This is a genomic window from Acinetobacter sp. DMC2 (genome assembly GCF_056314305.1).
Map to the genome: position 1 here is coordinate 487,600 of NZ_JBQUYP010000001.1, position 16,298 is coordinate 503,897.

Here is a 16,298-nt window from a genome sequence, read left to right on the forward strand (position 1 = left end):
TTGATGGCTACAGCAAAACAAAGCTTATTATTGTCCTCACTCATGGGAAGCCTGCTGCTTGCAGGCTGCTCTTTGGCACCGGAATATCAACCTGCAAAGGTCATAGTTCCCGTCAAATTTAAAGAGTCTGACCCTAAACTTGAAAACAATAACTGGAAAATTGCTCAACCTGCCGATCAGCAGGTTCGAGGTGAATGGTGGCGTGTTTTTAATGATGCTCAATTAAATGAGCTCGAACAACAAGCCATTTCTGGAAACCAGAGCCTTAAAGCGGCAGCGGCTAATATTCAGGCTTCACGTGCGTTACGTTCCGCAGCACAAGCTGAACGTTTGCCAAATATTGGTGCTGGCTTTGGCCCAACTCGTCAAAAACCCTCTCCTGCTTCATTAGGTTTAGATGATAACGCTCATACATCTGCACAAACCTTATGGCGTGCTCAAGCAAATGTTTCATATGAGCTCGATTTATTTGGTCAAATCGCCAGTAGTGTCAATGCAGCAACAGCTGATGTACAGCAACAAGAAGCTTTATATCAGTCGGCACTTTTAGCCTTACAAGCAGATGTTGCCCAAGGTTACTTTCTCATTCGTCAGCTTGATGCTGAACAAGCAATTTATAATCGCACTATTAAACTGCTTGGCGAGACAAGAGACTTAGTTCAAACACGTTTTAGAAATGGTTTAGTCAGTGAATTAGATGTTTCTCGCGCACAGACCGAGCTTGCTACAGCACAAACCAATGCACTGAACATTGCTCGTAACCGAGCCAATGCAGAGCATGCACTTGCAGTATTGTTAGGTAAAACACCTGCTGAGTTTAGCTTGGCAATTGAACCTTTAACTGCAAACAGCCTCCATCTGCCAGCAGGCTTACCTTCTGCTTTACTTGAAAGACGACCTGACATTGCTGCTGCCGAGCGTGCTATGGCAGCAGATAATGCGCGTATTGGAATTGCACGCGCTGCCTTCTTCCCAAAACTGGATCTAACAGGTGCACTCGGTTATGAATCATCAACTTTAGGTGATTTAGGTAAATGGTCGAGCCGTACATTCTTACTTGGTCCAGTCGCAGGCACTATTTTATCTTTGCCATTATTTGACGGCGGGCAACGTAAAGCTGGAGTCGCTCAAGCGCGAGCTGCCTATGAGGAAAGCGTTGCGAATTATCGCCAAACTGTATTGAATGCATTTCGCGAGGTTGAAAATGGTTTATCTGATCAAAGAATTCTCGATCAGCAAATTCAGGCTCAAAACCAAGCACTTTCTTCTTCTCGTCATGCAAATCAGCTGTCTCATTTACGTTATCGAGAAGGTGCTATTAGCTATCTTGATGTGATTGACTCTGACCGGACTATTTTGCAACAAGAGCAACTTTCTGCACAGCTTAACGGCACTAGAATGATGGCTAGTGTAAATTTAATCCGTGCATTAGGTGGTGGCTGGCATGATGCCGAGTCATCGGCAAAATCTAAAAGTTAATTCTTCCATAATTAACTTAATATAAAAAAAGCGCCATAGGGCGCTTTTTTTATATTTACAACTTATTGTGCATATACAGGGAATTTTGCACAAACAGTTTCAACTTTCGCTTTTACGTCAGCAATAACTTTTTCGTCACCTTTGCTGTCAATCACGTCAGCGATCCAACCAGCAAGTTCACGAACTTCAGCTTCACCGAAACCACGAGTTGTTACCGCTGGAGTACCGATACGGATACCAGAAGTCACAAATGGAGAACGTGGGTCATTTGGAACTGAGTTTTTGTTCACAGTAATGTGAGCAGCACCTAACCAAGCATCTGCATCTTTACCAGTTACATCTTGCTTGATTAAAGATAACAAGAATAAGTGGTTTTCTGTACCACCCGAAACAACGTCATAACCACGAGCGATTAACACTTCAGCCATAGCTTGAGCATTTTTTACAACTTGTTGTTGGTAAGCTTTAAACTCATCAGACATTGCTTCTTTGAAGCAGATTGCTTTAGCAGCAATCGCATGCATCAATGGACCACCTTGGTTACCAGGGAATACGGCTGATTGAAGTTTTTTCTCGATTTCTTCATTCGCTTTCGCAAGGATTAAACCAGAACGTGGACCACGAAGTGTTTTGTGAGTCGTAGTTGTAGTTACGTCAGCAATTTGAACTGGGTTTGGATATACGCCAGCAGCTACAAGACCTGCAACGTGAGCCATATCAACAAAAAGGTAAGCGCCAACTTTGTCCGCGATATCACGGAAACGTTGCCAATCTACAACACGGCTGTAAGCAGAGAAACCAGCAACGATCATACGTGGCTTGTGCTCTAATGCTAAGCGTTCAACTTCTTCATAATCGATCTCGCCAGTTTCAGCGTTTAGACCGTATTGAACTGCATTATAAGTTTTACCAGAGAAGCTTACTTTAGCACCGTGAGTCAAGTGACCACCGTGAGCCAAGCTCATACCTAAAACAGTATCGCCTGGGTTAAGAAGTGCTAGATAAACAGCAGAGTTAGCTTGTGAGCCAGCGTGTGGTTGAACGTTTGCGTAATCTGCACCAAAAAGTTCTTTAGCACGATCAATCGCCATTTGCTCAATGATATCCACATATTCGCAACCGCCATAATAGCGTTTACCTGGATAACCTTCTGCATATTTATTCGTAAGTTTTGATCCTTGCGCTTCCATCACAGCAGGAGAGCAATAGTTTTCAGAAGCAATTAACTCGATATGTGCTTCTTGACGCTCACCTTCAGAAGCAATTGCTTGAGCTAATTCTGGATCAAATTCAGAAATGGAAATATTGGCAAACATTAGCGGGGGTCCTATAAAATTAGGGCTTTTAAGCCGTGCTAAGATTGCGACATATTGTAGCATGAACTTTATAATTAAACAGAATGAAGTTAGCTCAGTTTTAAATAAAAATGGCTCAAGTTTTATAAAAAATGAGCCATTGTTTATAAATCAATAAAAAAGCTGGTTTAAAGCTTATATTTAAAATTTTTTCCTCATTCACTTTAGCTTACAATAAGGTTAAAAATACTTTAAATATCAATAACTCTATTGTGCTGTTAGCAAGGTCTGAACATTTCCAACAATGTTGTCTACATTACTACTCATCGCCGTATTATGGTCCCAGTTACCAGTCACATAACTATTAATTTTAGTACCTACGACAGTGGCATTAGATATCAAAATATCTGTAGCTACTTTCGGAACTGTTGTATCTGCTAACCCCTGATAAATAATGATTGGTGTAGATACTTTTGCCTGTAAAGGTTGAGAATCTTTATCTAAGAATGTTTTAACCAAGGGTACCGTCATAAAGTTAGGTTGTGTACGCGTAAAACCGTCCAGTGTGCCGGCATGAGTTGCGGCGTAGGTTTGCATATTAACTGCCAAAGCTTGGGCTAATGGCCCCGCACAAATCGTTTCTGCCTGCTGTGCTGTACTTTCTGTTTGTGAAGTAAATACCTGCGAATAATTAAAGCTTGGTTGTGTATTTCGAATACCTGCTGTAACTAACGCAGTATAGGTATCAAGCTGTGCATACATCGGAATCTTTTTATCTATAGTTGTATTAGCAACAGCTTGTTCACCTGCAACTAAAATAAAACCTAAATTAGAAGCTGGTGCTACGGCTACTGTACCTTTATAGTCTAGCTGTGCACGACTCGCATATTGTGCAGCACTCAACGCAGCATGTCCCCCTTGGGAATGTCCGACTGTAAGCCATTTTTTTGAAGTTAATAAGTTACGCTGTGATAAATAGTTACGCGTTGCAACCACAGCATCTGTAATTGAGAAAGCCTCACTTTTAACATTTAAAAATGGATGTATGCCTGAAGTACCTAAACCTTCATAGTCTGGTGCAACAACAACATAACCAGCTGCAAGTAACTTACTAATTAAATCTTTTGTACTGTCTGTTAAAGCTGCTTTACTCGGTGCACAGGCATCAGCAACACCTGTAGTGCCATGTGCCCAGACTACAATTGGCCAACCACCTGTTGGTGGTGGTGTATTTGGTGTGAATACCAAACTGGTTGCCTGTACTTCTTGGCCACTTTGACCTAACATTTTATAGGTCAGAATACTACTTTCTGCGGCAACTGATCCTAAGTTAGTACTTGTGTAAGCATCTACTTTAACTACTGGGTTTTGAATATTATTGGCTGGAGTACCAGATGGATTAGTAGTTACTGGGCTGTCATCGCTACTTCCTCCACCACATGCCGTCAACAATAAGCTTGTGCTAAGAACACTGGTCATGAACAGTTTCATTTTCATTGGTATATCTTCCCTTAAATTCCATTTTTGTTGTGCTTTAGTTTTTTAATCAACATTTTCTAATGTCTTAAAAACAATTACGCCTAAACTTAATTTTTAGCAAGTCACATTTGATCAAAATTAGCACTGAAATCTTCTACTTTTCAACATAAATTGAATTTCTTATTGGCATCTAACCTTCTCTTCATGTTTTAAAGTGAACAACCAACTGTTAACATTCATAGCTACTCGTGATTGTTTAAAGGGCCAAATATGCAAGCCATTATTTTAGATACAGAAACACATACACTAAATGGTTTGCCTATTGAAATTGCGTATGCCCCGATTGAACTTAATGAAGGCAAACTCACCTTAGATAAAAGCAAATTGTTTGATCAGTTCTATCAAGTGGGTACTCCTATTTCTTACGCGGCTATGGCAGTTCACCATATATTAGAGTCAGATTTAGAAAACCAGCCTCACTATAAAACGTTTAAATTACCAGAGAGCACGACTTATATTATTGGTCACAATATTGATTACGATATTGCCGCGATTGCACGTTGCGGTGTAGATGTATCGAATATTAAACCGATTTGTACTTTAGCTTTAGCACGTAAAGTTTGGCCTGATGCAGAAGCGCATAACATTTCAGCCCTCATCTATATGATTTCTCAAGGCAGCAGTAAAGCTCGTGAATTACTCAAAGGTGCACACCGTGCCGATGCCGATATTATTTTGACTGCTAATATTTTGATGCATATTGTCTATCATTTAAATATTCAAGATATTGAAGAGCTATACCGAGTTTCTGAAGAAGCACGTATCCCCACAACGGTTAACTTTGGTAAGCATAAAGGCACAGCAATTGCTGAACTTCCTAAAGACTATATTCAATGGTTATTACGCCAAGATGAGCTTGATATTTACCTTCGCAAAGCATTAGAAAGTGTACTTTAAAAACTTAAATAGATGATATTCATCAATTCTTCATCATATTGTCATTTTTGAGTTTTATGGTTAACCCCATTTATATTTTATTAAAAACAGCACTGTTCAACTCAGAAAATTGAACAGTCTGATTTATTTTTATATTGGGGAAACATCATGGCTGGTTTTTATAGAACCAATTTAGGAAGAGTTGCGCTTCAACAACGTAATATCACGTTAAATGCAAAACAAAGACGTTTATTACTCTTAATAGACCATGAAGATTTTCAAAACTTAAATGGCGAATTTAAAAAACGCATTGCTTCTCCAGAATTGATTCAACAGCTGATCGACTTAGAGCTTATTGCACCAACTGTCTCTACAGAAATGTTAACTGATGAAGAAATTATTTTAAAAACGTCACTAATAAATAAAGTAGAAGAAAATCAAAAAGAATCTATTGGTAGCTCCATAGCACATTCCTCGAATCTTGTTGGAGAAATCCAGCTTTCCGAGCAAAAAACTTTAGATCAGTCCAGTACTACATCTTTTCAACCACTAATATCTTCTAAGAGTCTTTCTTTCGAAGAAATACAACTATTAATGATAAAAACGCTTAGCAGTTATTGTGGACTAATGACTAAACCACTAGTTCAAAAAATAGAGAAAACGACCACAATACAAGAGCTTAAACTATGCCAAATGCAATGGATTACCAGTTTACAAGAATCACGGATTCCTCCTCAGGAACTCGCAAGTGCTTTACATACAATTAACTATTCAATTCAGCTTCTTCAAGAAAGTATATAAATATTAAACAACTTGCTGTTTAATTAAGCATTAAATTCACTTGGCACGTATTTCGTGCTTTACCTGCCAGTGTTTTTTTCCTATGATGTGCCCCACGCATGCGCTCGTAGCTCAGTTGGATAGAGTACAGGTTTCCGAAACCTGGGGTCGTGGGTTCGATCCCCGCCGGGCGCACCAGCTTTTATATAATAACTTCATAAATTTATCTCAATTTTATAAAATTCCGACTATTTCACTTGGTTTATTAATCATTATCGCTCAAAATATACCCCTCTTTCATAATGTGAGAATTTCATGACTGATGCTTTGGTTTTAAGAGATTTGTCCAAAACATATCGTAATGGTTTTCAGGCGTTAAAAGGTATTAACCTCACTGTGCCTGAAGGTGAATTTTATGCGTTGTTAGGCCCAAATGGTGCCGGCAAATCAACAACCATTGGTATTATCAGCTCCCTCACGAAAAAAACCTCAGGAACAGTTGAGATTTTTGGGCACAATCTCGATACCCATCCATCTCTGGCAAAACAGCAGCTTGGCGTCGTTCCTCAAGAATTTAACTTTGGACAGTTTGAAAAGACATTCGATATTTTAGTCACTCAAGCTGGCTATTATGGCATCCATAAAAAGATCGCAGAAAAACGTGCCGAACATTATTTAGAAAAGCTCGGCCTGTGGGAAAAACGTAATATACAAGCACGTATGCTGTCTGGTGGTATGAAGCGCCGTCTGATGATTGCCCGTGCCATGATGCATGAGCCTAAGCTTCTTATTCTAGATGAACCCACTGCCGGTGTAGATATTGAATTACGCCGTTCTATGTGGGATTTTCTGACTGAAATGAACGAAAGCGGTACTTCTATTATTTTAACGACCCACTATTTAGAAGAAGCAGAAATGTTGTGTCGTCAAATTGCGATTATTGACCGCGGTGTAATTAAAGAAGATACCAGCATGAAGAACTTCCTTAATCAGCTCAATGAAGAATCATTTATCTTCGATTTAGCCGAACCGATTGGGCCGCTTCAGTTAAATATTATTGGTGTAAAGTTTAACTTAATCGATAGCAATACTTTAGAAGTAACGATGGATAGAGCGCATACATTAAATGACCTATTCCAGCTATTAGAATCTCAAGGTATTCGTGTTCGTAGTATGCGTAATAAATCGAACCGTTTAGAAGAGTTATTTGTCAAAATGGTCGAGAAAAATCTTGAAGGAGAGGCAAAATGAATTTTAGCCAACTGCAAATTGCTCTCTGGACCATAGTTCGTAAAGAAGTACGCCGTTTTCTACGCATTTGGCCACAAACCCTATTACCACCTGCGATTACAATGAGTTTGTACTTTGTCATTTTCGGTAATTTGGTGGGTTCACGCATTGGACAAATGGGTGGCGTGAGCTACATGCAATTTATTGTGCCCGGCTTAATTATGATGGCGGTCATTACCAATAGTTATGCCAACGTTTCTTCAAGTTTCTTTAGTGTAAAATTCCAAAAAAGTATTGAAGAACTCATCATGAGTCCCGTTCCACTCCATATCATTTTATGGGGCTATGTCATTGGTGGTATTTGCCGTGGTGTATTAGTAGGTGCAATTGTGACTGCAATGAGCATGTTCTTTACTGACCTTTTCATACATAACTGGTTCGTAACTATATATACAGTCTTAATTACGTCGGTTCTTTTCTCATTAGGTGGTTTTATTAATGCAGTCTATGCAAAATCATTTGATGATATTTCTATTATTCCCACCTTTGTTCTTACACCCTTAACTTATTTAGGTGGTGTGTTTTATGCCATTAGTGCACTTGGCCCTTTTTGGCAAAAACTTTCTTTAATTAACCCTATTGTTTATATGGTTAATGCTTTCCGTTTCGGCATTTTAGGTCATAGCGATGTGAATGTTTCATTCTCTTTAATCATTGTGACATCATGCTGTGTTGTACTTTACGGAATTGCTTACTATTTACTTGCTCGTGGTTCAGGAATGCGTGAATGAGTGTCGAACAGTCTTTATTGGGTAAAGAAACCCAATATCCAACTAATTATCAACCTGATGTTTTATTTCCAATTGCCCGTGCTCAGTCTCGTGAAAGCTATTCACATATTGAAGGCATTACTCAAGGTAAAGATTGGTGGCATGTTTTTGAAATCTCATGGTTAAACGCTCATGGTATTCCACAAGTTGCGATTGGCAGAATTACACTGCCCGCTTCTTCACCGAATTTAATTGAGTCAAAGTCATTAAAACTTTACTTCAATAGTCTTAATTTCACTCAATTTGATTCGAAAGAGTCATTCATTGAAATGGTTGAAAAAGATCTCTCAGCTGCTGCAGGTGCAAAAGTTGAATTAACATTATTTCAGGTTGATGATTTAGATATTTCTAAACCTCAAGGTATTTGTATTGATGACCTTGCGCCAGAACGTTTAGAGCAACATCCTGATGCAACTCTTTTAAAACGAGATGAGTCTGGTGAAGAAGTTGAAATTGAGCTGTATTCTCATCTTTTGAGAAGTAACTGTCCAGTCACGGGACAGCCAGATTGGGGTACAGTTTTTATTCGTTTTAAAGGCAAAAAACCTTGTTATCGTAGTGTTTTAGCTTATATTATCTCGTACCGTCAGCATAACGGCTTTCACGAACAGTGTGTTGAACAGATCTTTGCCGATATTTGGCAAAATCTAGAGCCTGAGAAGCTGATGGTTTATGCAACTTATACTCGTCGCGGCGGACTTGATATTAACCCTTGCCGAGTATCGGATCTTTCATGGATGCCAAAACCGATTCGATTGGCACGACAATAAAACGAATAATTTGAGGATACACCATGCCGTTTTTTGGTTTTACCCCTTCTGAAGGCTTATTGAACGATATACAAACTGGAATTGCGAATAAAAATTCTAGCGAACCTTTATATCCACTTCGCGATAAGATTGCTTTACAACTTAATGAAGAGATTATTGATAATGTCTTAATTCAGTTAGTTCAGCATTTTCCTGCAAGTGAAAAGCGCGATACTGCCGAAAAACTAGCAGGCTATGTCAAATCAACTGTTGCTGTTCTTTTAAAGCAATTGTTAAGCAAAGCACCAAATGATGTGGTTAAACAGTCAGTAGAGTTTTCTGAAAAAAGCTTATTTAAAGACCCACAAGGCCAATATAAAGTAGGCGTAAATTTAGATGCAGGTTTAGTGACTAACCTTAAGCATAACTTTGCTGAGCTTGAAGCAGGCAATGACATTAATAAAGCTGCTTTAGCTGAGTTATATAAACAATTCGGCGATGCCATGATTAAACACTTCATGTCTGATTTTAATAAAACATTAGACCTTGGCATGATTAAGCGTAAAGCAGCCGATATTGGTGCAGCAGCTGTAACAAAAGCTGTTCACATTGCGATCGACAAATTGATTCCAAGCTTAAATCGTACTGAACTAAAAGCGATGGCTGAATATCATGATGGTTTATTCTTTAACTAATAAAAAATAGACTATCGGAAACCTAGCGAAAGCTAGGTTTTTTTATTGCAAAATATTGATATACATTGCCATTAACCAAGTTTATGTTAGCATGCGCCAAGCACTGATTGACCTTAGTTAACGCCGCATGTCTCCTAGTCCGCAATATAAATTTTTACGCCAAGCTCCTCGAGATGGTCTTAGCACTGCTATGCAACCTTCAAAGTGGCAACAACTCCATGTTGACCCTTGGCTATGCCTATTTCTGCTCTTAAATGCGCTATTAGGTTTAACCGTACTATATAGTGCTTCTGCACAAGATGTGGGGTTAGTGAGTAAACAAGCCATGAGTTTTGGGATTGGTTTTCTAGTGATGATTGGCCTAGCCCAAATTCCACCTAAGGTCTATCAAGCTTTTTCACCCTATTTTTATTTATTTGGCTTATTTTCACTTTTGGCAGTCATGATATTTGGTGAAGTCCGAATGGGTGCTCAGCGCTGGATTGATATTCCTGGTTTCGGAAGTGTGCAACCCAGTGAATTCATGAAAATCGGCATGCCCATGATGATTGCCTGGTTTTTAGCACGTAAACCCCTTCCCCCTAGTTTTTCACAAGTTGTTTTATCATTAATGTTAATTGGTATTCCTTTTTTACTGATTGCAGAACAACCTGACTTAGGGACATCACTTTTAGTATTAGCAAGCGGTATATTTGTTTTATTTTTAAGTGGACTATCGTGGCGTATGATCGGTGCTGCGGGAGCCTGTGCCGCGGTGGTCATTCCGATTGCTTGGGAATTTCTTTTACACGACTATCAACGTCAAAGGGTTTTAACTTTACTTGATCCAGAGGCAGATGCGCTCGGTACAGGTTGGAATATTATTCAATCTAAAACTGCAATTGGTTCTGGTGGTTTTTCAGGTAAAGGGTTTCTTGAAGGTACCCAATCACATTTGCACTTTTTACCTGAAGGTCATACCGACTTTATTATTGCTGCGTATTCTGAAGAGTTTGGGCTTATCGGCGTACTTATTTTAGTTATTCTTTATTTTGCTATTATTTTTAGAACATTCCAAATCGGTTTACAAAGCTTCCATAACTATGGACGTTTAGTTGCTGGCGCCTTTGGTTTGTCTTTTTTTGTGTATGTATTTGTAAATGCGGGAATGGTCAGTGGTATTTTACCTGTAGTAGGTGTTCCTTTACCTTTTATGAGTTATGGCGGAACAGCTATTATTACTTTAATGGCCACCTTTGGTTTAGTCATGTCCATTCATACACATCGATAATCTGGAATTTTAAAACGATATGTTGTCTCAACACTTAAATAAAACTTTAAAAATGCTCGCTTTGTGTACTGGTTTAATCAGTACAAGTCACTTCGCTCAGGCCAACGATTTTGCCACGCATCCTGATTATGTAAATTTTAAACAAAAAACGATGAGTGCTTATGGTTTAAGTGGCGATCAAGTTGATGCAGCCATGAATGGTGCAAAAAATTTACCAAACATTCTAAATATTATGACTCGTCCAGGTGAAAGCAAACCTTGGTATGACTATCGCTCTATGTTTTTGGTTGAAGGAACAATTCAACGTGGTGTCCGTTTTAAAAACCAATATGCAGATGCTTTAAACCGTGCTGAACAACAATATGGTGTATCTCAAGCTGTCATTTTGGGCATCTTGGGTGTTGAGACAGGTTATGGCGCAAATAAAGGTTCATTTATTACACGTGATGCATTAGCCACACTTGCTTTTGGCTACCCTCGCCGTGCTGAATATTTTGGTGATGAACTCGCGGCTCTTATTGCATGGACCTATAAAGAAGGTTATCCAACAAATAGTATTGTAGGTTCCTATGCAGGTGCAATTGGCTATCCACAATTTATGCCGAGCAATATTAGTAAATATGGGGTCGATTATGATGGTAATGGACACATCGATTTAAGAAACTCTGCAGAAGATGCAATCGGTTCAATCGCAAATTACTTAGCAAAACAAGGATGGCAACGCGATCAACCTATCGGTTTCATGGCACGTTACACAGGGTCAAATCCAGACAGTGTTATTGCTAAAGATTTAACTCAACCTTTTCCATATGGTGCATTAAAGACACTCGGGGTTTCACCCTTAAATCCTTTAGTTAAAATTGATGATCTAGATATGGTGAATGTTATTCAATTACAAGACTATAATGGTCCAATTTACTATTTGACTTACCCGAATTTTCAAGTGATTACGACCTATAATAAGAGCCGTATGTATGCTACTGCTGTATGGTTATTAGGCACTGAAGTGGCTAGCCGATAGGCTAGCTTTTTTATTAGTTATGTAAAAGTCAATAAATATTTTTGTTAAATAGATCACAATACACACAAATTTAATATCCTGTTACAATTTTGATCATTTTTTAACCCAGAACTGTAAGTTTTTGCCCTTTTTGTAACTATTTCTCGTTAAAGACTAGACACTCTCCGTAAGCGATGAATATTATCCACCCCAATGTAGCAATTGCAAAAGTGAATAATAAGACATGTTCACTTTAAATTTCAGTCAATCGCTGAAAGAAAAAAGTACATGTTCTCAGGAGTTTATACAAATGCAGTTATCGCTGAAATACGTTCTTGCACTGACGGCTAGTTTAAGCATAGCCCCATTGCACGCTGAAATGGTGCAATCTTCATCATTAAATAGTGATGTAGATGGTTCTAATTTAGCAGCACGTGTATTGAGTAAAGATACTCAAAATTTTAATTCTCGTTTTTCTAACATTAACAGTCTTTCAATCACTGAACGTTCTGGCGATCAAATCCGTCGTCAAGCGATCGCAGCAAAAATTGAAATCCCTGAAGATGAGCCTTCAGTGATTGAAAAACTTAACACAGTAGCTTCAAACACTGTTCGTAAGTTTAGCCAAACTGGTATGGCTTCATGGTATGGTCGTCAATTCCATGGTCGCAAAACAGCAAGTGGTGACACATTCGATATGAATGCACTTACTGCTGCTCACCGTAGCCTACCGTTGAACTGTTACATTCGAGTAACGAATAAAGACAATGGCAAAAGTGTGGTTGTAAAAGTAAATGACCGTGGTCCTTTCCATGGCAATCGTGTACTTGACCTATCTTACGGTGCAGCTAAACGTCTTGGTATTACCAATGCTGGAACTGCAAAAGTAAATATTGAGCGCGTTGATGGTCCAACTTCATAAGTTATAGACTCTAGAGCTCATGTAAAAAGCCGCAATTTTTTCTGCGGCTTTTTTATGTTTTAAACTATAAAAATAATTTCGAGCTTAGGGTAAAAAAATTATCTTTTTTAACCCTTCTTCAACCCCAGTTTTGATTATTTTTCGAACAAAAAATTGCATTTACTTTATCAAAGTCTATTTCGCTTCTAAATTGCGCTTAGAGCGACTTTAATAAATTTGCGCTACCCTAGTACCATTTTTCTAAAATAAGGGCTATTTATGGCGTTTTTAGAGTAGATGAGTAGAGCTTTTTCACACAATTTTCCCACTCATCTCAAAATTACACTTTTTTTGATGTTTTCATCATTGAGCAACACAGAAAAAATATTATGAAATATTGCACTCTTTTTTGAGTTCAAATGGACTATTTTTTTCAATCATCGCCACATTATTTTTTCTTCCACCCCTTCCTCAGTTTTTACTGCCAAGTTGCTATAGTTGAATAGTGTGGGTTTCTTGTCGAACTCCTCCAGAACAGGCTAAAATATATCCAGAAAAAATAAATCAAAGTTAAAACAAGGAGTGTGCCATTAATGAAATCCGTTACAGAATGGTTTGACGAATATAGCGAAAGCCATCAAAACCCAACCAATAAACAAATTCACTGGCTCTGCGTTCCTGCCATTTTATTTTCTATTATTGGAATCATTGCCCATTTCAGTACCTTGCTCACTGCTCTATTACTTGTACTCACTTTAGTATTTTATGCTCGTTTAGATCTTGTACTTGCTGTTGCAATGGCAGCTTTACTTGTTGTTATGGCGTGGCTCATTTACACCCTACCTGTAGGAGTAGGATTTTATATTGCTATTTTTGTGATTGCTTGGATCGGACAGTTCTATGGCCATAAAATTGAGGGCAAAAAGCCATCATTCTTTAAAGATTTACAATTTTTACTCATTGGCCCGGTCTGGTGCATGGATGCCTATCTAGGAAAAATCTTACCTAAATGGAAAAGTAGACAAAAACACGCTATATCCTAATTGTTCAATTAAAGCTGGATCATCTCGATTCAGCTTTTACATTTTAGTAATTTATTAGAAAATTTATAAAATAGAAAAAAACCAAACTAGCGATAACACTTAAAAGCACTTTCTTCAGATAAAAGACAATCACAATACAAAAGACTGCTGCATACATATAAGGATTATCAATAAATCCTTTTAAATTATCGCCATCAAAAAAAACAACTGGAATACAAATTGCTGTTAATAAACAAGGTGCAGAATAATTAAGCATCTTATTCATAATAAGCGGCAATTTAATTTTAACGTTAGGTTCTAAAAAATAATAACGATTAAAAAAGACGATTGCTGCCAAACCTAAAATCATAAACCAAGACATATTATTGCTCCTTACCTATTTTTTCAGTTAACACAGCAACCAACATCCCGATTAATCCTGAAAGTAAAATCGCTCCTTCAACTTGATAAAATTTAAAGCAAAATCCGCTTAAACAAGTCATTAGTACACCAGCAATTACAGGTGCCCCATTGCATAGCGGCACGATCATGGCAATAAAAATAGCCACAATGGAAAAATCTAAATGATAATTTAGTAAATCTGGAATCACTGTTGCCAAAAGTATTCCAACCAAGCTAAAAACTACCCAGAATAAATAAAAAGACAGACCTGCACCCAACAGATATTCTGGCTGTCTTTTTTCGCCGGATACACACACCGCAAATAATTCATCTGTTAATAAAAAACCAACACTTAACCGTTTCGAAAGAGACAAAGCAGAAATGTCATTTCTTAAAGTTAATGCATAAATAAAATGCTGAGCCGTTAAAAAGAAAATCGTCACATAAATTGTAAAAGTAGATGCCCCTTCTATTACCATGCTTAAACTAACTAATTGAGCTGCTCCAGCAAAAACAATTCCCGACATCGCAAAGGCTTTATAAAAAGATAAACCTGCATGAATTGCCATAGAGCCTGCCAAAATTGCCCACGGAATAACAGAAATTGACAAGGGCAAAATATCCATTGCACCACGTAAAAAAAGATAGGATGGCTTATTTTTTGGAAACCTCACCAACTGATGAAGTTGAATATTCATATATAAAATCCAAGATAAAAGATCTCTCTATAAAATGCGTAATGAGAGTTGATTTATATTGAATAAAATTGCTGTAAATAAATTTTTAATAATCTAGTTATTTAGGCTAGCTACATATTGAGTAGGCGTCACTCCCATTGCTTTTTTAAAGTGACGATTAAAATGGCTTTGATCAGAAAAACCACATTGCTGTGCCACCATCGCAATTTGGTCACCCTGTTTTAATAATTGTCTTGCTTTTTGTAAGCGTGCTTGAACAAGCCAAGCATGAGGTGGCAAGCCCACATATTTTTTAAATTGTCTTAAGAAATGCCATGCACTTAGACCCACCATGTCAGCCAGATCTTGCAAAGAAAAATTCGTTTCAGGCATTTCTATTAGTAATTCTTTAACTCTTAATATTTTTGAATATACTTCTGGCAACTCACAAAAAGTATGATTTGATTTACCATGTCGCTTCATTAGACAGGCTAAAGTTGATAAATACATTGTTTCTTTAAGCAGGAAATTATCTTTTTGTTCTAATAAATCAAAGAGTAAACAAAGTTGTTGAGCCAAGCCGAAGTCACGAATCACAGCTTGAGGAAACCATGGAGCCCCGCGTGAATTTTCAAAAAAATCTTGGCTGACTTCTGCCAACATTTCAGGCGTTGGATAAATTGCTCGATATCGCCAGCCAGACTCTACCGCAGATGAACCCGTATGAATTTCGTCAGCGTTTACTAAAATAATGTCGCCTTTAGGAGCTACATGCAGCTGGCCCGTCCTAAAAAAAGACTGTGCTCCCTCTTCAATCACACCAATACAGTACCCTTCATGAGTATGCTTCGAAAATTGTGTTTGGTGATAATGTGCTTTTAGTAACTCTAGACCGCCCAGCTCTCGCACATGCAGATAATCGGCTTGCTCCCGCTGCATAAATACGTCTCATCTATTCAATAAAAAAACCATAGCATGTTTTAAGAAACTGAATAGAATAAAATTGCTCTATAAAAATAATCTCTTTATTTGTTTATTCGGCTTTATTGGTAGATTTGCCCATCATGTTTGAGCCAACCGCTTTCATGACGATTTTGTGGATCACGATGAGTCCAGTGCAATACACCACCTTTTGGGTTATATTCATATTCACCGTAAAAATCTACGACATCACCTTTTTTCAGATTAGGAATTTTAGGTGCTAAATCAATATTATGTGCGACTAAAATTGAAATGCCATTTTTTAGTACAAGAATAAATTTCTGGTGTCTCGACCCATCATTATCATCTCTTAAAATTGCTTTTACTCGGCCACTTCCCTGCACTTGAACATTACTTTGTCTCTGCTCATAAGCAGCTTTTATTGTATCCGCCCCATTATTTGAAAGTGTAGTTTCAGTATGCTGAGCTTCGGGTATGACTGATGATGGCGATTGATTTTGCTTATGCCCAGATAAATCCAGACCAAAATATGCAGCAATCAATAAAATTATGACACCACCAATACTGAGATTCTTTTTATTTGTCATTTTCTACCCTTAACTTAACTGAGA

17 protein-coding genes, 1 tRNA gene and 1 pseudogene are annotated in these 16,298 nt (G+C 37.9%); 13 read left to right on the top strand and 6 right to left on the bottom strand.

What is annotated here, in order from left to right; translation table 11 throughout:
* Nucleotides 1–3 precede the first annotated feature (3 nt).
* Entirely contained in the window at nucleotides 4–1,479 is a 1,476-nt protein-coding gene (locus ACT53H_RS02350) for an efflux transporter outer membrane subunit (protein WP_476008511.1), read from the top strand.
* Between the two features lie 62 nt (nucleotides 1,480–1,541).
* Here the strand turns inward: ACT53H_RS02350 and glyA are convergent, their stop codons facing one another.
* A complete protein-coding gene (gene glyA / locus ACT53H_RS02355; RefSeq protein WP_032052288.1) occupies nucleotides 1,542–2,795 on the bottom strand; it encodes a serine hydroxymethyltransferase in 1,254 nt (417 codons plus the stop codon).
* A 61-nt stretch (nucleotides 2,796–2,856) separates the two neighbouring features.
* On the opposite strand from glyA, the pseudogene ACT53H_RS02360 reads away from it, so the two are divergent.
* Nucleotides 2,857–2,949 (top strand): annotated as a pseudogene (locus ACT53H_RS02360) (hypothetical protein); the annotation flags it as partial.
* Between the two features lie 92 nt (nucleotides 2,950–3,041).
* Here the strand turns inward: ACT53H_RS02360 and ACT53H_RS02365 are convergent.
* The gene (locus ACT53H_RS02365) at nucleotides 3,042–4,271 is read right to left on the bottom strand and encodes an alpha/beta hydrolase (protein WP_476008512.1); all 1,230 of its coding nucleotides are present in this window, start codon (nucleotides 4,269–4,271) and stop codon (nucleotides 3,042–3,044) included.
* Nucleotides 4,272–4,523: 252 nt separating this feature from the next.
* On the opposite strand from ACT53H_RS02365, the gene ACT53H_RS02370 reads away from it, so the two are divergent.
* The 11 genes from ACT53H_RS02370 to ACT53H_RS02420 all read left to right on the top strand — a co-directional run bounded on the left by ACT53H_RS02370 (nucleotide 4,524) and on the right by ACT53H_RS02420 (nucleotide 13,687).
* Nucleotides 4,524–5,210: a 3'-5' exonuclease gene (locus tag ACT53H_RS02370; RefSeq protein WP_476008513.1), complete on the top strand. Its 687-nt coding sequence runs from the start codon at nucleotides 4,524–4,526 to the stop codon at nucleotides 5,208–5,210.
* A gap of 147 nt (nucleotides 5,211–5,357) precedes the next feature.
* Complete coding sequence (locus ACT53H_RS02375; protein ID WP_476008514.1) at nucleotides 5,358–5,990, top strand: hypothetical protein; 633 nt, start codon at nucleotides 5,358–5,360, stop codon at nucleotides 5,988–5,990.
* A gap of 100 nt (nucleotides 5,991–6,090) precedes the next feature.
* A tRNA-Arg gene (locus ACT53H_RS02380) sits at nucleotides 6,091–6,167 on the top strand.
* A 117-nt stretch (nucleotides 6,168–6,284) separates the two neighbouring features.
* Complete coding sequence (locus ACT53H_RS02385; RefSeq protein WP_005307103.1) at nucleotides 6,285–7,220, top strand: ABC transporter ATP-binding protein; 936 nt, start codon at nucleotides 6,285–6,287, stop codon at nucleotides 7,218–7,220.
* Nucleotides 7,217–7,990, top strand: coding sequence for an ABC transporter permease (locus tag ACT53H_RS02390; protein WP_004791025.1), 774 nt, complete (start codon nucleotides 7,217–7,219; stop codon nucleotides 7,988–7,990). Before ACT53H_RS02385 ends, ACT53H_RS02390 begins: the two co-directional genes overlap by 4 nt.
* Nucleotides 7,987–8,799, top strand: a complete 813-nt coding sequence (queF, locus tag ACT53H_RS02395) for an NADPH-dependent 7-cyano-7-deazaguanine reductase QueF (RefSeq protein ID WP_476008515.1) — start codon at nucleotides 7,987–7,989, stop codon at nucleotides 8,797–8,799. Before ACT53H_RS02390 ends, queF begins: the two co-directional genes overlap by 4 nt.
* A 23-nt stretch (nucleotides 8,800–8,822) precedes the next feature.
* On the top strand, nucleotides 8,823–9,473 hold the full coding sequence (locus ACT53H_RS02400) for a hypothetical protein (RefSeq protein ID WP_004791021.1): 651 nt from the start codon (nucleotides 8,823–8,825) through the stop codon (nucleotides 9,471–9,473).
* A 127-nt stretch (nucleotides 9,474–9,600) separates the two neighbouring features.
* Nucleotides 9,601–10,743: a rod shape-determining protein RodA gene (rodA, locus tag ACT53H_RS02405; protein ID WP_004791019.1), complete on the top strand. Its 1,143-nt coding sequence runs from the start codon at nucleotides 9,601–9,603 to the stop codon at nucleotides 10,741–10,743.
* 19 nt (nucleotides 10,744–10,762) lie between these two features.
* Nucleotides 10,763–11,764: a lytic murein transglycosylase B gene (gene mltB, locus ACT53H_RS02410; RefSeq protein ID WP_174731569.1), complete on the top strand. Its 1,002-nt coding sequence runs from the start codon at nucleotides 10,763–10,765 to the stop codon at nucleotides 11,762–11,764.
* Between the two features lie 289 nt (nucleotides 11,765–12,053).
* Entirely contained in the window at nucleotides 12,054–12,665 is a 612-nt protein-coding gene (locus ACT53H_RS02415; protein ID WP_004791014.1) for a septal ring lytic transglycosylase RlpA family protein, read from the top strand.
* Between the two features lie 572 nt (nucleotides 12,666–13,237).
* Nucleotides 13,238–13,687 carry an Mpo1 family 2-hydroxy fatty acid dioxygenase gene (locus ACT53H_RS02420; protein WP_013197214.1) on the top strand — a complete coding sequence of 150 codons (450 nt, stop codon included), beginning with the start codon at nucleotides 13,238–13,240 and terminating at the stop codon, nucleotides 13,685–13,687.
* Between the two features lie 43 nt (nucleotides 13,688–13,730).
* Here ACT53H_RS02420 and ACT53H_RS02425 read toward each other — a convergent pair whose 3' ends face one another.
* From ACT53H_RS02425 to ACT53H_RS02440, 4 genes are all read right to left on the bottom strand, one after another.
* Nucleotides 13,731–14,048, bottom strand: coding sequence for an AzlD domain-containing protein (locus tag ACT53H_RS02425; RefSeq protein ID WP_476008516.1), 318 nt, complete (start codon nucleotides 14,046–14,048; stop codon nucleotides 13,731–13,733).
* 1 nt (nucleotide 14,049) lies between these two features.
* Nucleotides 14,050–14,766 carry an AzlC family ABC transporter permease gene (locus ACT53H_RS02430; RefSeq protein WP_476008517.1) on the bottom strand — a complete coding sequence of 239 codons (717 nt, stop codon included), beginning with the start codon at nucleotides 14,764–14,766 and terminating at the stop codon, nucleotides 14,050–14,052.
* Nucleotides 14,767–14,859: 93 nt separating this feature from the next.
* Nucleotides 14,860–15,684: an AraC family transcriptional regulator gene (locus ACT53H_RS02435; RefSeq protein WP_151963239.1), complete on the bottom strand. Its 825-nt coding sequence runs from the start codon at nucleotides 15,682–15,684 to the stop codon at nucleotides 14,860–14,862.
* Between the two features lie 104 nt (nucleotides 15,685–15,788).
* Complete coding sequence (locus ACT53H_RS02440; protein ID WP_151963240.1) at nucleotides 15,789–16,274, bottom strand: DUF3465 domain-containing protein; 486 nt, start codon at nucleotides 16,272–16,274, stop codon at nucleotides 15,789–15,791.
* Nucleotides 16,275–16,298: the final 24 nt, after the last annotated feature.